This is a genomic window from Gayadomonas joobiniege G7 (assembly GCF_000300815.1).
Classification (GTDB): domain Bacteria; phylum Pseudomonadota; class Gammaproteobacteria; order Enterobacterales; family Alteromonadaceae; genus Catenovulum; species Catenovulum joobiniege.
In genome coordinates, this window is sequence record NZ_AMRX01000003.1 from 115,630 (window position 1) to 130,897 (window position 15,268).

Genomic DNA, 15,268 nt, shown 5'->3' on the forward strand with positions numbered 1-15,268 from the left:
TATACTATTAGCAATAGAGAATTTTTATTAAGATGAAAACATCTAACTTGCATACTGTTGAGAAAATCGGCGGTACTTCGATGAGTCAGTATCTCGCGGTGCGAGATAACATTATGTTTAATGAACAATTAAAAAACCCGTACCAAAGGGTTTTTGTTGTTTCTGCTTATGCTGGCATCACTAACCTGCTGTTAGAGCATAAAAAAACGGCAGAACCGGGTGTCTATGGCCGTTTTGCTAGTGCGGAAGAAGATCAGTCGTGGGTTGAAGCTTTTACCGCGGTGCGTAATCGTATGCTGGAAATTAACCAAGAACTTTTTGGTGATGGCGCTTTAAAAGACAAGGCCGATAAATTTATTTCACGCCGTTTAGAAGATGCTGAGCGTGCGCTAACCGACCTAAATAACTTATGTCAGCATGGCCATTTTGAAATTGGCGACCACTTATTAAAAGTGCGTGAAATGTTGGCCAGTTTGGGTGAAGCTCACAGCGCATGGAACCTTGCTCATTTGCTTCAAAAAGAAGGCATTAATGCCGTATTTGTTGACTTGACCGGTTGGGATATAGACAAAGCGGTTGATATGGATGAGTTGATCAAAGAAAAGTTCTGGTCGCTTGATTTATCTGAATGTTTACCTATCGCCACTGGGTATTGCCACAGTGCTAAAGGCCTTATGGCAACGTTTGACCGTGGTTATAGTGAGATGACATTCAGCCGAATCGCGGTGCTAACACGTGCTAAAGAAGCAATCATCCACAAAGAATATCACTTAAGTAGTGCAGACCCTAAAATGGTTGGGTTGGATAAAGTAGTGCCAATTGGCTTAACCAACTATGACGTCGCTGATCAATTGGCTAACTTAGGTATGGAAGCTATCCATCCAAGAGCCGCTAAAGGTTTGCGACAGTCTGAGATTTCTTTACGTGTTAAAAATACTTTTGAACCAAACCACAAAGGAACGTTAATCACTTCAACTTACGTCAGCGATAAACCTAAAGTTGAAATTGTTGCAGGACGAGAAAATGTGTATGCGTTTGAATTGTTTGATCAAGACATGATGGGACAAGTTAACCGCTTTGATACGCAGATACTTGAGTTGATTAATGAGCTTAAAATACAAATGGTGTCTAAAGATGTGACTGCCAACAGCATCACTCATTATTTAAGCTGTAACCTTAAAAAAGCTAAACGCTTACAGACTTTATTAGAAAAACAATTTCCAGAAGCGGAAGTTAATGTGCGTAAAGTGTGTATTGTCTCTGCCATTGGTAGTGATATGCAGGAAGCCGGTATGTTGGCTAAAGCGGTGAAAGCGATTGCCGAACAAGGCATAAGTATTCAGGCCTTGCACCAATCAATGCGACAGGTTGATATTCAATTCGTGTTGGATGAATCGCACTTTGAAACTGCCACTGTGGCATTGCACCAGCATCTAGTCGAACAGGAAAACGAGGCTGGTCATTAATTTTAAAACCACTTCGATCCGTGGCCCAGAAAGTGATTTTTGGGCCTACGGTGTCAACATAGCTAAACCTAGTCATCCTGAAGTGCACAAATTGGTTGCTGCGGGCCACAACCCTGTGCACTTTGCTAAAAAAGTTTGGCAGTCCAATTTTTTATTAATGGATTTTTTTGCCCGTCGGCCGCCAAAAACACAACTTAACGTATTAGAAATTGGCGCAGGATGGGGTTCGTTGAGTGTGTTTTTAAACAAACATTATAATGCCAAAGTGACTGCGTGTGATTTAGACGAGCAAGTGGCACCTTACCAACAGCTGCTGGCACGGAGAAATCACAGTAAAGTGCAGAGCGAAACCTGTTCAATTGAGCAAATTAACGACCAAAAATTACACCCATTTGACCTCATAGTCGCCTCTGATATTTGTTACGATGGTAAAACTCAAGCCGCTATTACCCAGCTAATAGAACGTTTAATTTGTCGCACAGATACGGTTTTTTTATTGGCAGACACAGGCCGAAGATCTTTTCTGCGACTGACTGAAGATACCCAAATATACCAACAAGTTTCTCTTCAGGGCTATTCAATCGAACAACCGTTAGATACACAAGGGTACATACTGTCGGTGAACCCGATTAAGGATATTTTATGTTAGATAACGTCATGCTCTTAAGTTTTATTGGATTTTTAGCTTGTTTTGCATTGGTAGGGTTAAGCTCTGCAATGTTCGCTAAAAAAGACCGTGATGATTATTATTTAGCTGGGCGCAATGTATCTGCTTGGTTAACAGGTTTATCTGCGGTGGCGACCAATAATAGTGGTTATATGTTTATTGGCGTTATCGGCTATACCTATGCCACTGGCTTGGCTGCGGCTTGGTTAATGGTCGGTTGGATTATAGGTGATTTAGTCGCGTCAATTTATATTCACCCTAAAGTTCAGCAAAAAGCTCGCGAGCGTGATGCTGTGTCTATTATGTCATTGGTCAGTCGTTGGCAGGGCGATAGCCAAGTACTGCTGCGTCGCAGTTTATCTTGGATCGCTTTGGTACTTATGATCGCATACGCAGGCGCACAATTTATTGCTGGCAGTAAGGCACTGCATGTTTTGTTAGATTGGCCAATTTGGATGGGCGCCATTTTGGTATCTGTCTTAGTCGCCGCTTATTGTTTTGCAGGTGGTATCCGCGCTTCAATTTGGACCGATGCTGCGCAATCGTTTGTAATGATAATTGCAATGTCTATCATGCTTTACACGGCGGTTGATAATCAAGGTGGCTTAGGCCAAGTCTATGACAAATTGACTGCAATCCCTGGTTATGTAGATTGGGCCCCTGAAGGCATGTTATTTCCGGGTGCTGCTGGTGTTTTATCATTCGCCATTGGTTGGATGTTTGCTGGTTTTTCTGTGGTAGGACAGCCACATGTTATGGTGCGCTTTATCGCATTAAAAAATGATCAAAAAATGTGGGTCATGCGTAGCTGGTATTATATATGGTTTACTGTGTTTTATTGCATGGCGACCGGTGTTGGCATGTTAAGTCGACTAATGTTAGAGGGGGGGGACTCCTTTGATGCAGAGTTAGCGTTACCACTAATGGCTGTCGAACTTTTACCGGACTGGTTAGTGGGTTTAGTGTTAGCGGGCGTATTTGCTGCAACCTTATCGACTTCTGACTCGTTGATTTTAAGTGCCTCGGCAGCGGTATCTCAGGACTGTTTTAAAAAGCCAATCAATAAAACAGCTATTATTAAAGTCATCACCTTGTTGGTTACTTTATTTACATTACTGGTTGCAATTTTTGCTAAACAAAGTGTATTCAGTTTAGTCGTTTTTGCTTGGGCAACACTAGGCTGTGCTGTGGCACCATTATTAATTGGTTATATTCGCCATTGGAAAATTAGCCAAGGCAGAGCTATTTTTGTTGTTGTTATTAGTGTGGCAAGCGCGATTGTATGGCGTCAATTAGGTTGGCATAGTTATATTTATGAAGGTTTAAGTGGTATTTTAATCGGTACGTTAAGCTTTTACTTGTTGCGACTACCAAGCGCAGACGTTAAGGTAACAGCAGAAAGAAAATAATTTAAAAAATTTTAGCTGGAGTAGTGGTTTTGATTCGTACATTGGTTTTTTGTTGGGCGTTTTTTAGTACTTTGACAGTCGCATTTGCTGCGCAACAAGAGCTGGATAAAAATTTAACGTTTGACGAAAAAGTCACTGAGTTAGAGGCACGGATCAAGTCGCTAGAAGCGCCTTTATACAACCCGTTTGTTGAACGTTATTTGTTAGACGAAGTAAAAGTGATTCGTCAAGAGCAGCAGGTCCTGCGAGCAGAAATTGCCGAAAAGCTCGCTGCCGCTAAATTAGAATCATCGGATCGCGCCATCCGTTACACCGCAGATACGGTAAATAATGTTTTTTTTATTATTACAGCCGCCGCCTCTGTTTTAGTATTGATGGGCTGGCGTTCATTGCGTGATATTCAAACTCAGGTTGAAGAGCATGTTAGCAGCCGGGTCACAGCGGTGAGCGAAGAATACGAAAAACGTTTGCTTGATGTTGAAGAAAAACTTAAAAAACGCTCTGAGCAAATCATTTCCACCCAAGAAGAGGTGGCTCGGGCTAATCAGTTACATGCGTTATGGATGCGGGCAGGTTTAGAAACTAATCCGCAACAAAGGGTACAGATCTATGATGAAATTTTGGTTTTGCATAGCGAAGATATCGAAGCAATTACTTATAAAGCCGATGCGGTTTTAGAGTTGGGTGAATGTGAATGGGCGCTTAACTTATCTAGCAAAGCGCTTGAGTTAGACGAAAATTACGCGTTAGCCTATTGGCAACGTGCCTGTGCACACGCAGCATTAGGGCAAATAGAAAGTGCGATGGATGATCTCACAACCGCATTAGAAAAATCTCCAGCACTCAGTAGTGAGCTTGCTAATGAAAGTATGTTTGAACCGTTAAAAGAGGTCGAAGAGTTTCAAAAGCTACTTGGCCAATCCACCACAACAAGCAGTTAAATAACCATGGAGCATTATTATGGAAACAGAATATCACTCGCTAGAACAGTTATTTGAACAATTAGGATTGGATAACTCAGACGCAGCTATAGATGCTTTTATTGCCAGACACAGACCATTAGATGAGTCAACAGCGATTTATGATGCTGATTTTTGGAGTCGTGGGCAGGCTGCTTTTTTAAAAGAGGCTTTAGAAGATGATTCAAATTGGGCGGAAGTGGTCGATCAACTAGATGCTCAACTAAGATAATTGTTACACTAGTTATCAATAACGGCCAGCGATGCTGGCCGTTATTTCGTTTAATGCGGACGGCTATGTAGCAGTTCCGTTAAGTCTTGCCGATTAAAAACATACTCAGTTAAACAGTATTCACACTTGACTGAAATTTTTCCTTCTGCGGTTAAAATTTCTTCCATCTCTTCGTTTTTTAGCCCAGCTATAGCATTCAAACTTTTTTCACGCGAACAGCCACAAACAAAACTAACGGCTTGTGCAGGGTACACTTTTACTTCTTCTTGGTGATACAAGCGATACAGTACTTCTTCAGCTGGTAGTGAAAAAATCTCTTTACTGGTCATGGTTTCAGTTAGGCTAGCCAAGTGATCCATGCTTTCAGTTACACTGCCATCAGCGGCTGGCAACTGTTGCAATAACATACCAGCAGCGAATGTTTGGCCCGGGTCGCTGAACAACCAAATTCGGGTAGCCAGTTGCTCCGACTGTAAAAAATAATCTTCTAAACAGGCACTGATAGTATCTTGCTCCAGCGCGACTACGCCTTGATAACGTTCACCTTTGTTTGGGGTAATAGTTATGACTAAATAGCCTTTACCAAACAAACTTTTTAAGTCACCTTGCTCAGGCACTTCTTGAAAACGGGCAACACCACGTAACGCTTGTTGATGGGTACCGTTAACCGCAATATAAGAAACAGGTCCATCACCTTGAATTTGTACAGCAATGTCGCCTTCGAACTTCAGCGTGGCCGTTAGCAGGCTAGTAGCGGCAACGAGCTGGCCTAGTACGTCGGCGATAACGGTTGGATATTGATGATTTTGAGTCATGTCAGCAATGCTTTGTTTAAGCTGCACAAGCTCACCTCTAACTGAGTGTTTATCAAATAAATATCGGATCAGCTGATCTGGAGTTTGCATATTACTTCTCACTAAATTGTTTAACCTGGATTAACTGGCGTCGTTGTTTTTTATCGGGTTTATGCTCGGGCTTTGGATTCATCGCATGCTGAAGTTTTCGCATTTGAGCTTGCTCCTGCCGTTTTGCTATACTGGCTTCGCTTTCTTGATACAGGGTTTGTGCTAACGGTGCGCTAAGGCGCTTTTCAGCTAACGCAAGGACCGTCACCTGTTTTTCATCAAAGCCTTGTACAATGGTCAACACTGCACCGCTGTATAAGGTGCGGCTGGGTTTACACTTTTGCCCGTCGTATTTTATTTTGCCGCTTTCAATAGCACTGCGAGCTAATGCTCGAGTTTTAAAAAAACGGGCAGCCCATAGCCATTTATCAAGGCGAACGGACTGTAATTGAGGATCTGACTGTGAACTTTTTTCGCCCATAAGATTCTGATTACTGATACTAAGCACATTGACGTAAACTCGTATTGTACACTCTTTTTCAGAATAACTGCGAGTTACAAACTATATTGTCAGGGATTTGCATATTCGGGTTGCAAATTTATTAAAAACGTAACATTCTGTTGCGACAATAGCGGACTGGTTTTTGTTTTCCGGTTCTATAAGAAAACACAAGATATTTTATACGGTTGAATAGTTTGCAAGAACATATGCGTACGGGGATGGCCTTTTTTGCTAAGCTTCCTCAACAAAAAATAAGTCAGGTTGTCCAGCTTTTACTGCTGGTTTATATAGCATGGCTGTTAGCCCAATTAAGTTGGAAGTTAATGCCACAACCTGAAATCAAGGCGGTAACAGTATCGTCAGCTGGCACATCCTCAAATGGGGCTGTTGTCGCTGATATCAGCAAAATTACCTCACTTAATTTATTTGGCGATTATAATAAAAAACCTGAGCAAATCATTGAGCAAAAAGTCGAAGATGCGCCTGAAACACGCTTGGCGTTAAAGCTCACTGGGGTGGTACCTAGCACTAACCCACAGCGAGCAGCTGCCATCATTGAAAAATCAGGCCGTCAAGACGTCTATGGTATTGACGAAAAAATCGATGGTACGCGTGCTATAATTCGGGAAATTTACGCTGATCGGATTATTTTGGAACAGTCGGGGCGTCGTGAAACCCTGATGTTAGAAGGGCGAGACTATAACGCAATTGCCTCTGAGAAACCAAATACAGACAATACTAAACAAGTAGTTAAGCCTCAACCGCAAAAAAATGTAGTGAACGGAGAGGCAAAAAAAGAAATAGACAACCTGCGTGAGCAAGCTTTTAAAGATCCTGGGAAGTTAGTGGACTATTTAAAAGTATCGCCGGTGCGACGTGATAATCGTTTAGTCGGCTATCGGCTATATCCGGGCAAAAAACCTGAAGTATTTCGTTCAGTGGGTTTAAAAGCTGGCGACATAGCGGTCGAAATCAATGGTTATGACTTAACCAACTTATCTCAGGCAATGCAGGCGATGACGCAATTAAAAGACGCGCAAGAAGCCACTATCATGGTTGAACGTGATAACGCCTTGCAGCAAATTTTTATATCCTTGTACTGATTATGAAAAATAAAGAAAAAACGGAGCGTAAGGGCATGAGTATTTTAGTTCGCCCGGGACTTATCAAGCAGATTTCTGCACTGACTCTGTCAGCGGCCATGATTTTTTCGGCCCCTACTGCCATTAGTGCCGAGTATTCACCAAATTTTAAAGGCACAGATATTAATGAGTTTATCAATATTGTTGGTAAAAACTTAAAAAAGACCATTATTGTTGATCCCAATGTTCGCGGTAAAATTAATGTTCGTAGTTATGATTTGCTAACCGAAGATCAGTATTATCAGTTCTTTTTAAATGTCCTCGAAGTGTATGACTACGCCGTGGTCGAAATGTCCAATGGTGTGATAAAGGTTATTCGCGACAAAGATGCAAAAACCTCATCTATACCCGTGGTAGAAGACCAAGAGCAAGGTGATGGCGATGCCATGGTGACTCGCGTCGTGCAGGTTTATAATGTATCAGTTAAAGAACTCTCGCCTTTGTTAAGACAACTTAATGACCAGGCCGGTGGTGGTAACGTAGTGCATTATGACCCCTCTAACGTGATCATGTTAACGGGCCGAGCTGCCGTAGTGAACCGATTAGCAGAGATTATTCGACGGGTTGATCAAGCTGGTGACCAAGAAGTTGAAATTGTTAATTTAAAATTTGCTTCTGCCACAGAAGTTGTTCGTATCATAGATACTTTGAATAAAGATGCGGCCAAAAACCGAACGCCAGACAATTTAATCCCCAAGGTGGTAGCGGACGACAGAACTAACAGTGTTATCGTCAGTGGGGAAGGTACAGCGCGCAATCGCACAATCCAAATGATTAAACGGTTAGACAGTGAACTAGAAAGCAGTGGTAATACCAAAGTTTATTATCTCAAATACGCTAATTCCGAAGATATGGTAAAAGTACTGCAAGGGGTGAGCTCAAGTATCGCACAGGATAAAGCAGGAGGCGCTAAAACAACGACCAGCAGTAAAAGTAATCGTGATATTAGTATCGAAGCACACCCAGACAGTAATGCTTTAGTGATCACTGCCGAGCCAGATATGATGCGCTCACTTGAAGCTGTTATCCGGCAATTAGATATTCGCCGCGCGCAGGTCCAAGTTGAAGCTATTATTGTTGAAGTGTTTGAAGGTGACGGATTTAATTTAGGTGTGCAATGGATTAGTGAAGATGGTGGCATGGTGCAGTTCACCAATAGCACGCCGATTGGTTCAATTGCTGTTGGTGCAGAGCAAGCAAGAACGCGATATGAAGCCGATGAAATTACTTACCGTACAGACTCATCAGGTGCGCCCGTTTATGACGATGACGGCAACCGAGTTATTGCCAGCGTGGTTGAAGGTGACGAGATTCAAGGTGATTTTAGCACGCTTGCTAGCTTATTAGGGGGCGTCAACGGGACTTTAGTTGGGGTTGTTAAAGATGGTTGGGGGGCAGTGCTGCAAGCGGTCACGACGGCAACTAATTCTAATATATTGGCAACACCCAGTTTAACGACATTAGATAACCAAGAAGCTTCATTTATCGTGGGTCAAGAAGTGCCAACAATCACAGGCGCCACGGCATCTAGCACTAATTCAAATCCATTTCAGACCGTTGAGCGGAAAGAAGTCGGTATTAAACTCAAAGTAACGCCGCAAATTAATGAAGGTAATGCTGTGATGCTGACAATAGAACAAGAAGTGTCTAGTGTGGCGGGCGCAACCGGTGTGGATGTAAGTTTTAATAAACGTGAAATTAAAACCACGGTAATGGCTGATGATGGTGCGACTATCGTTCTTGGTGGTTTGATTGATGAAGACATTCAAGAAAGTGTCTCTAAGGTGCCTTTGTTAGGAGATATTCCAATTATTGGCAACCTGTTTAAATCAACCAGTAATACGAAACGTAAGCGCAACCTGATGGTGTTCATCAAACCGACCATTATTCGGGATGGTTTAAGCCAAAGCAAAGTGAGTCATCGAAAATATAACTTCTTGCGTGCTCAGCAAATTAAACGCCAATCTGAAGGCAACTTTTTGTCATACAGTGATGACATTTCTGTTTTGCCAGAGTGGGATGACCATATGGCATTGCCCCCTTCGTTTGAAGAGTACTTAAGCGAAAAAGGCGCGTTAAAAGAGTATTTGAAAAAACATGACGAGCAAGAATAATGAGTGATTTGCAAGCGAGTCTAGCTGAAGAACAAAGCGAGCTATTAGCGCCCGAGGTGTCAGACGAAGATCTTTTGCCACCTGGACATGCCCGTTTGCCTTTTGCTTACGCCAATCGGCATGGTGTTTTTGTACAAGAAAATGATGACGGCAGTTGGGTGGCGGTTTGCCGAAATAATGTCTCACTCGCCAGTTTATTAGAAGTTAAACGCTTTTTAAGCAAGCCGTTTACGGTTGAAAAAATTGACAGCGAAGCATTTGAGTTACGGTTAACAACAGCCTATCAACGAGATTCTTCTGAAGCACGTCAATTAATGGAAGATATCGGAAACGAAGCCGACTTATTTTCGTTGGTCGATGAACTGCCAGAGACAGAAGACCTGCTCGAAAATGAAGATGATGCACCTATCATTAAATTGATTAATGCAATGCTCAGCGAAGCTATAAAAGAGGGCGCTTCGGATATTCACGTAGAAACCTTTGAAAAAGATTTGAAAGTGCGTTTTCGGGTGGATGGTATTTTACGTGAGGTGCTTAAACCAAACCGTAAACTGGCGTCGGTACTCATTTCTCGGATCAAGGTTATGGCTAAACTAGATATAGCCGAAAAGCGCGTGCCTCAAGATGGGCGTATTTCGTTACGTATTGCCGGTCGTGCTGTTGATGTTAGGGTGAGTACCATGCCATCAAGTCATGGTGAGCGGGCCGTATTACGTTTATTAGATAAAAATAACGCAAGATTAAATTTAGCTGACCTTGGCATGACGGCAGCTAACCGTGAGCGCTTTGATCAATTAATTCATAAACCTCATGGTATTATTTTGGTTACAGGTCCAACGGGTTCGGGTAAATCTACTACCTTATATGCTGGTTTGTCTCAACTTAACTCGGACGATCGTAATATTTTAACAGTTGAAGATCCGATCGAATATGCCCTTGAAGGTGTTGGACAAACTCAAGTAAATACTAAGGTGGATATGACTTTTGCTCGTGGTTTACGGGCTATTTTGCGGCAAGATCCCGATGTCGTGATGGTGGGTGAGATCCGAGATTTAGAAACTGCACACATCGCCGTGCAAGCGAGTTTAACGGGCCATCTGGTTATGTCTACGCTACACACAAATACCGCTGCTGGCGCTATTACCCGGCTTGAAGATATGGGAGTAGAACCTTTTTTATTATCATCGTCGTTGTTAGGCGTGTTGGCTCAGCGATTAGTTAGAACCCTGTGTGAAGATTGTAAAGTGTCGCATCAACCCGACAGCCGCGAACGTGAAATTTTGGGCTTAAGCGAAACGGACGATGTAACCATTTATAGACCGGGTGGCTGTGCTGAGTGTAATCATACCGGTTATCGAGGGCGCTCTGGCATTCATGAATTGCTGACCGTGAACGAAGAGATCCGCGAAATGATCCACAATGGAGTTGGCGAGCAAGCGATTGAAAAACTCGTGCGTCAAACCACTCCAAGTATTCGTCAAGATGGCTGTAGCAAAGTGCTGGAAGGCATCACCTCGTTGGAAGAAGTGATCCGCGTCACGCGGGAGGATTAATCTAGTGGCGGCATTTGCATATAAAGCGCTTGATAAAAAAGGGCGTAATAAAAAAGGCATCATTGAAGCGGATACACCGCGTGCTGCACGCCAACTCTTGCGAGAAAAAGGTTTAATGCCGGTCGCAATAGAGACAGCCAGCTCGCAAGAAAGCAATAAAGGCAAACGCAGCAAAAGCTGGTTCACGCTCGAAAAAAAGATATCAGCCACCGACTTGGCGTTATTAACGCGTCAGTTATCCACATTGGTAGCATCTGGTTTACCGATTGAAGAAGCCCTGCTTGCCGTGGCTCAGCAAACTGAAAAGCCACGTATCGAAAGCATGGTCATGGCGGTTCGTTCGCGAGTGACCGAAGGTTACAACCTAGCGGATAGCATGGCCGAATATCCACATATTTTTGACAATCTATTTTGTGCTATGGTGGCTGCTGGCGAAAAATCAGGCCACTTGGATACAGTATTAGAACGTCTGGCCGACTACACAGAACAGCGCCAGCAAACCCGTTCGCAAATACAGCAAGCCTCTATCTATCCAATCATGTTGATGGTGGTCGCTTTGTCTGTTGTGTATTTTTTATTAACGTCTGTCGTCCCTAAAATTGTTGCTCAGTTTGATCGATTGGGTGGGGATCTGCCCGCCTCAACTCAATTTATGATAGCGGTCAGTGACTTTTTAACCCAGTATGGGATCTTTTTTATTATTTTTATTTTAGCCGCTGGTATTACTTTTCAGCGGGCGATCAAGCGGCCAAAAATACGTTTTAAATACCACCAGTTGTTATTAAAACTGCCTTTGGTTGGCAAGGTATCGAGAGGCTTAAATACGGCTCGTTTTGCTCGAACGCTCAGCATTTTAACGGCTAGCGCCGTGCCTTTATTAGAAAGCATGAAGATTTCTGGCGATGTGTTAAGCAACGATTATATTAAAGACGCCATTCAAAGTGCTCGCTTAAAAGTGCGGGAAGGGGCTAGCTTGCGCGGTTCACTTGAGCAAACCAAGCTTTTTCCACCCATGATGCTGCATATGATAGCCAGTGGTGAAAAAAGTGGTGAGCTGGAGAATATGTTAGGGCGGGCAGCCGATAACCAAGATAGAGAATTTGAATCTTTAGTGAATATCACACTGAGCATTATTGGCCCGGCCATGGTCTTAAGTATGGCCGCTGTGGTATTTTTTATAGTGATGTCAATTTTACAGCCAATTATGGCGCTTAACTCAATGGTAGGATAAAGATGAAAGCGATCAAACAGCAACAAGGTTTTACAATATTAGAGATTATGGTCGTATTGGTCATAATAGGTATTTTGGCAGGCATGATTGCGCCTAACTTTATTGGTGAAAGTGATAAAGCAAAAGTTAAAAAGGCGGCAACCGACATAGTGACATTAGAGCAAGCGCTGGATATGTACAAATTAAACAATCATGTTTATCCATCAACCGAGCAAGGTTTGTCGGCATTAGTCGAAGAACCCACAATTGATCCGGTTCCTAAAAATTATCCAGATGGTGGTTATATTCGCCGATTACCAGAAGATCCTTGGGGCAATGAATATCAATTATTAAGCCCAGGTGAAAATGGCAAAATCGATATTTTTTCAATTGGTCCAGATGGGCAAGCCGATACCGAAGACGATATTGGTAATTGGAACGTCAACGACTTTTTATAAATTATGAAAACGGCTAGTTTTAACCACAAAAAATATCAGCACGGCTTTACTTTATTAGAGGTCATGTTGGTTATGGTATTGCTGGCCGTGATGGTATCAAGCATTAGTTTGTCTTTTGACTTACGTAGTCCCTACGATAAAGTTAAAGACGAAGCGCGTCGGTTTCAAGCTGCTTTTCAACTCGCTTCAGATTATGCGTTGTTAAATAGTTTTCAACTTGGGCTTGTTGTCGACAAGGCGACTTATCAGTTTGTTGCGTTTGATGGGGATAACTGGCAAACGCTAGAGGATGACAAAAGTTTATCTAAACATGAATTAAGCCAAGAGATAGAATTAAGCTTAACCATGCAGCAGATTGATTGGTTGAGTGACCAGCAGCAAGACGAAGGCATTTTTAGTGTTGCAGGGAGCAACGAAGAAGACTCAGACACTGGGCAAGATAATAAAGATAAAATAATACCGCAAGTGTATTTATTTAGTAGTGGTGAATACATCCCAAGTGAATTCAGTTTAACTTTTACTTGGGTTGGCGACAGTGAGCAAACGTTATTTTTTGAAGTGACTGGCGCTGGCGGTTTCCCGCTTAAAATTAGCGATACGGAGGGGCAACTTGAACAATAAGTTAAGCACTAACGTAAACGCGTGCCAAACACCTAAAAAATCTGCAGGTTTTACCATTTTGGAAGTGATAGTAGCGCTTGGTATTTTAGCAACAGCCGGGGTTGCTGTGGTGCAATCCAGCTCAGTTCATATTAACAACCAAGCCCGCTTACAAGAGCATGCAATGGCGTCTTGGGTTGCTTCTAATCAACTTAATCAGCTGCTTATGGCACAAAACTGGCCGATAAAAAAAGGTCAAAAAGGAGAAAGTGAGATCGGTGGCCGCAATTGGTACTGGCAGCTCGATGTTTTAAAAACCGCTTTTGGTGATGAATTGGTGGCCGTTAAAGTACTGGTTTACAGCGATGCAGAACGGCAAGACTATGTCACTGAAATGACGACCTATTTGAGTAAACCATGAAATTTAAACAAGCAAACTCCGGGTTTACTTTAATCGAAATGTTATTGGCATTCACCATTTTTGCCTTGATGGGTATGGCTGGCTTTAGCATTTTGAACAACACAGTCAATAGCAATGAAGCCTCTATTAAACATAGCGAAGCGTTAAACAAACTTCAGCGCAGCATGTTAATCATTGAACGTGACCTTATGCAAATGGCTCACCGCATGGTAAGAGTTCAAGGCGAAATTAAACCTCAACCAAGGACGATAGCGCATGGTGAGTTGATTTTAGAGAGTGAGTCAGAAGTCTTGGCATTTCGCCGTAACGGTTGGCTAAACCCATTGAATATACTTCCCCGCAGCCAAATACAATCACTCGCTTATCGAGTCAGGGATGAGCAACTAGAGCGCTTATATTTTAACTATCCCGATCCGGTTAAAGGTGAAGATTACAAAATCCAGGTATTAATGGACCAAGTTAAATCTTTACACTTTGAGTTTTATGACAGCAATAGTAAAAAATGGTTAACCGAATGGTCAGAAGCTAAGCTTCCAGGCGGTATCAAAATTGTCATTGAGCATACAGATTTGGGCGCACTAGAGCGGGTGTTTGCGTTAGCCGGCGGAAATTTTAAATCCGGTGGGAGTCTAAATGATGCGACCCAATAAAGGCGTAGCTTTAATTACCGTATTATTGATTGTTGCATTGGTGACTATCATTGCCGCTGAAATGGCAGTGCGTATGCAAATGCAAATTAAACGTGTTGATAATATATCTTCTAACCAACAAGCTTATTGGTATGCAATAGCAGGTGAATCGCTCGCGCGTTTAGCGCTGACTGAAGCCTATAAAGAAAACGCTGAGGCAATTAATTTAAATCAACCTTGGGCAGTTGAAGAACAAAGTTATCCGATCGAAAATGGCGCAGTTATCACAGGAACCGCAAAAGATTTACAAAGCTGCTTTAATTTAAATGCCGTTGTGGTTAATGAGGGTGCAGAGCAGAGTGATGGCTCATTAAATGATAGTAATACAGATGAAGATAGTTCACAAGTGGATGATAAAAAGGCACTGAACCCAACTCGATTAGAACAATTTACGTATTTGTTAGAAAACATAGGTATAGATAATTATGAAGCAGAAGCTCTGCGCGACAGTGTTGCAGACTGGTTAGATGCAGATTCACAAACACGCAGTTATGGTGCTGAAGATTATTTTTACGAAGCTAAAGCCGCACCTTACTTGCCTGCTAATGGCATGTTTGCTGATGCCTCAGAATTGCGGTTGGTTAAAGGATTTGACAGCCCGCCCAATGGCTATCAATACCTGCAAGATTTATTAGAGCATGCCTGTGTTATTCCGTCAGAAAATGAGATGATACTGAACGTAAATACGATTAAAGCTGAAAATGCCGAAGTATTGGCCGCTATGTTTAATAATAAATTAACGGTTACTGCGGCACGCGAAGTTATAGAATCCCGACCGGATGATGGGTTTAACGATATTAATGATTTTTGGAATTTGCCCGAAATAAAAGCAGTTGGGCAAATATCCAGCGATTTTAAAAAACAATTTGCAACGACAAGTCGTTATTTTCAGCTGTTCAGTAAAACCGAATATAACAATAGCTGGATAAGCTTAACTTCTCTGTTAGCCAGAGATCAGCAAGGCAAGTTTGTCGTCCTTGCGCGTAAGATTGGAGTCTAAT

At 42.4% G+C, this 15,268-nt stretch carries 16 protein-coding genes; 14 read left to right on the top strand and 2 right to left on the bottom strand.

The annotated features are described in order from the left end of the window. Positions 1–32 precede the first annotated feature (32 nt). The 5 genes from C727_RS0104525 to C727_RS0104545 all read left to right on the top strand — a co-directional run bounded on the left by C727_RS0104525 (position 33) and on the right by C727_RS0104545 (position 4,733). Positions 33–1,466: an aspartate kinase gene (locus C727_RS0104525; RefSeq protein WP_040459169.1), complete on the top strand. Its 1,434-nt coding sequence runs from the start codon at positions 33–35 to the stop codon at positions 1,464–1,466. 82 nt (positions 1,467–1,548) lie between these two features. After that, on the top strand, positions 1,549–2,115 hold the full coding sequence (locus tag C727_RS0104530) for a class I SAM-dependent methyltransferase (protein WP_237742318.1): 567 nt from the start codon (positions 1,549–1,551) through the stop codon (positions 2,113–2,115). After that, entirely contained in the window at positions 2,109–3,542 is a 1,434-nt protein-coding gene (locus C727_RS0104535) for a sodium/proline symporter (protein WP_017444440.1), read from the top strand. Before C727_RS0104530 ends, C727_RS0104535 begins: the two co-directional genes overlap by 7 nt. 23 nt (positions 3,543–3,565) lie before the next feature. Next, positions 3,566–4,483: a tetratricopeptide repeat protein gene (locus C727_RS0104540; protein ID WP_017444441.1), complete on the top strand. Its 918-nt coding sequence runs from the start codon at positions 3,566–3,568 to the stop codon at positions 4,481–4,483. 19 nt (positions 4,484–4,502) lie between these two features. After that, complete coding sequence (locus C727_RS0104545) at positions 4,503–4,733, top strand: DUF2789 domain-containing protein (protein WP_017444442.1); 231 nt, start codon at positions 4,503–4,505, stop codon at positions 4,731–4,733. Between the two features lie 50 nt (positions 4,734–4,783). On the opposite strand, the gene hslO is transcribed toward C727_RS0104545, so the two are convergent. Both hslO and C727_RS0104555 read right to left on the bottom strand, forming a co-directional pair. Next, positions 4,784–5,638, bottom strand: a complete 855-nt coding sequence (hslO, locus tag C727_RS0104550) for an Hsp33 family molecular chaperone HslO (protein ID WP_017444443.1) — start codon at positions 5,636–5,638, stop codon at positions 4,784–4,786. A 1-nt stretch (position 5,639) separates the two neighbouring features. After that, on the bottom strand, positions 5,640–6,059 hold the full coding sequence (locus C727_RS0104555) for an RNA-binding S4 domain-containing protein (RefSeq protein ID WP_017444444.1): 420 nt from the start codon (positions 6,057–6,059) through the stop codon (positions 5,640–5,642). A 215-nt stretch (positions 6,060–6,274) separates the two neighbouring features. On the opposite strand from C727_RS0104555, the gene gspC reads away from it, so the two are divergent. Genes gspC through gspK form a run of 9 tightly spaced genes read left to right on the top strand, consistent with a single transcriptional unit; the run spans position 6,275 to position 15,267 of the window. Beyond that, positions 6,275–7,183, top strand: coding sequence for a type II secretion system protein GspC (gspC, locus tag C727_RS0104560; protein ID WP_155949171.1), 909 nt, complete (start codon positions 6,275–6,277; stop codon positions 7,181–7,183). Positions 7,184–7,218: 35 nt separating this feature from the next. After that, positions 7,219–9,336, top strand: coding sequence for a type II secretion system secretin GspD (gspD, locus tag C727_RS0104565; protein WP_026052563.1), 2,118 nt, complete (start codon positions 7,219–7,221; stop codon positions 9,334–9,336). After that, positions 9,336–10,889 (top strand): type II secretion system ATPase GspE, encoded by a 1,554-nt coding sequence (gene gspE / locus C727_RS0104570; protein WP_017444447.1) that lies wholly within the window; start codon positions 9,336–9,338, stop codon positions 10,887–10,889. The genes gspD and gspE overlap by 1 nt, the downstream gene beginning before the upstream one ends. Positions 10,890–10,893: 4 nt before the next feature. Next, positions 10,894–12,120 carry a type II secretion system inner membrane protein GspF gene (gene gspF, locus C727_RS0104575; RefSeq protein ID WP_017444448.1) on the top strand — a complete coding sequence of 409 codons (1,227 nt, stop codon included), beginning with the start codon at positions 10,894–10,896 and terminating at the stop codon, positions 12,118–12,120. Between the two features lie 2 nt (positions 12,121–12,122). Next, positions 12,123–12,557, top strand: coding sequence for a type II secretion system major pseudopilin GspG (gene gspG, locus C727_RS0104580; RefSeq protein WP_017444449.1), 435 nt, complete (start codon positions 12,123–12,125; stop codon positions 12,555–12,557). Between the two features lie 3 nt (positions 12,558–12,560). Then, on the top strand, positions 12,561–13,178 hold the full coding sequence (gene gspH / locus C727_RS0104585; RefSeq protein ID WP_017444450.1) for a type II secretion system minor pseudopilin GspH: 618 nt from the start codon (positions 12,561–12,563) through the stop codon (positions 13,176–13,178). Continuing rightward, the gene (gene gspI / locus C727_RS0104590; protein ID WP_017444451.1) at positions 13,168–13,578 is read left to right on the top strand and encodes a type II secretion system minor pseudopilin GspI; all 411 of its coding nucleotides are present in this window, start codon (positions 13,168–13,170) and stop codon (positions 13,576–13,578) included. The genes gspH and gspI overlap by 11 nt, the downstream gene beginning before the upstream one ends. Then, positions 13,575–14,228 (top strand): type II secretion system minor pseudopilin GspJ, encoded by a 654-nt coding sequence (gene gspJ, locus C727_RS0104595; protein ID WP_017444452.1) that lies wholly within the window; start codon positions 13,575–13,577, stop codon positions 14,226–14,228. Before gspI ends, gspJ begins: the two co-directional genes overlap by 4 nt. Continuing rightward, positions 14,212–15,267, top strand: coding sequence for a type II secretion system minor pseudopilin GspK (gene gspK, locus C727_RS0104600; protein ID WP_017444453.1), 1,056 nt, complete (start codon positions 14,212–14,214; stop codon positions 15,265–15,267). Before gspJ ends, gspK begins: the two co-directional genes overlap by 17 nt. Position 15,268 lies beyond the last annotated feature (1 nt).

Excerpts from the sequence above, each read along its gene's own strand:
- C727_RS0104525 (WP_040459169.1), top strand. The coding sequence starts at position 33 with ATGAAAACATCTAACTTGCATACTGTTGAGAAAATCGGCGGTACTTCG.
- C727_RS0104535 (WP_017444440.1), top strand. The coding sequence starts at position 2,109 with ATGTTAGATAACGTCATGCTCTTAAGTTTTATTGGATTTTTAGCTTGT.
- C727_RS0104545 (WP_017444442.1), top strand. The coding sequence starts at position 4,503 with ATGGAAACAGAATATCACTCGCTAGAACAGTTATTTGAACAATTAGGA.
- hslO (WP_017444443.1), bottom strand. The coding sequence starts at position 5,638 with ATGCAAACTCCAGATCAGCTGATCCGATATTTATTTGATAAACACTCA.
- C727_RS0104555 (WP_017444444.1), bottom strand. The coding sequence starts at position 6,059 with ATGGGCGAAAAAAGTTCACAGTCAGATCCTCAATTACAGTCCGTTCGC.
- gspD (WP_026052563.1), top strand. The coding sequence starts at position 7,219 with ATGAGTATTTTAGTTCGCCCGGGACTTATCAAGCAGATTTCTGCACTG.
- gspE (WP_017444447.1), top strand. The coding sequence starts at position 9,336 with ATGAGTGATTTGCAAGCGAGTCTAGCTGAAGAACAAAGCGAGCTATTA.
- gspG (WP_017444449.1), top strand. The coding sequence starts at position 12,123 with ATGAAAGCGATCAAACAGCAACAAGGTTTTACAATATTAGAGATTATG.
- gspH (WP_017444450.1), top strand. The coding sequence starts at position 12,561 with ATGAAAACGGCTAGTTTTAACCACAAAAAATATCAGCACGGCTTTACT.
- gspJ (WP_017444452.1), top strand. The coding sequence starts at position 13,575 with ATGAAATTTAAACAAGCAAACTCCGGGTTTACTTTAATCGAAATGTTA.
- gspK (WP_017444453.1), top strand. The coding sequence starts at position 14,212 with ATGATGCGACCCAATAAAGGCGTAGCTTTAATTACCGTATTATTGATT.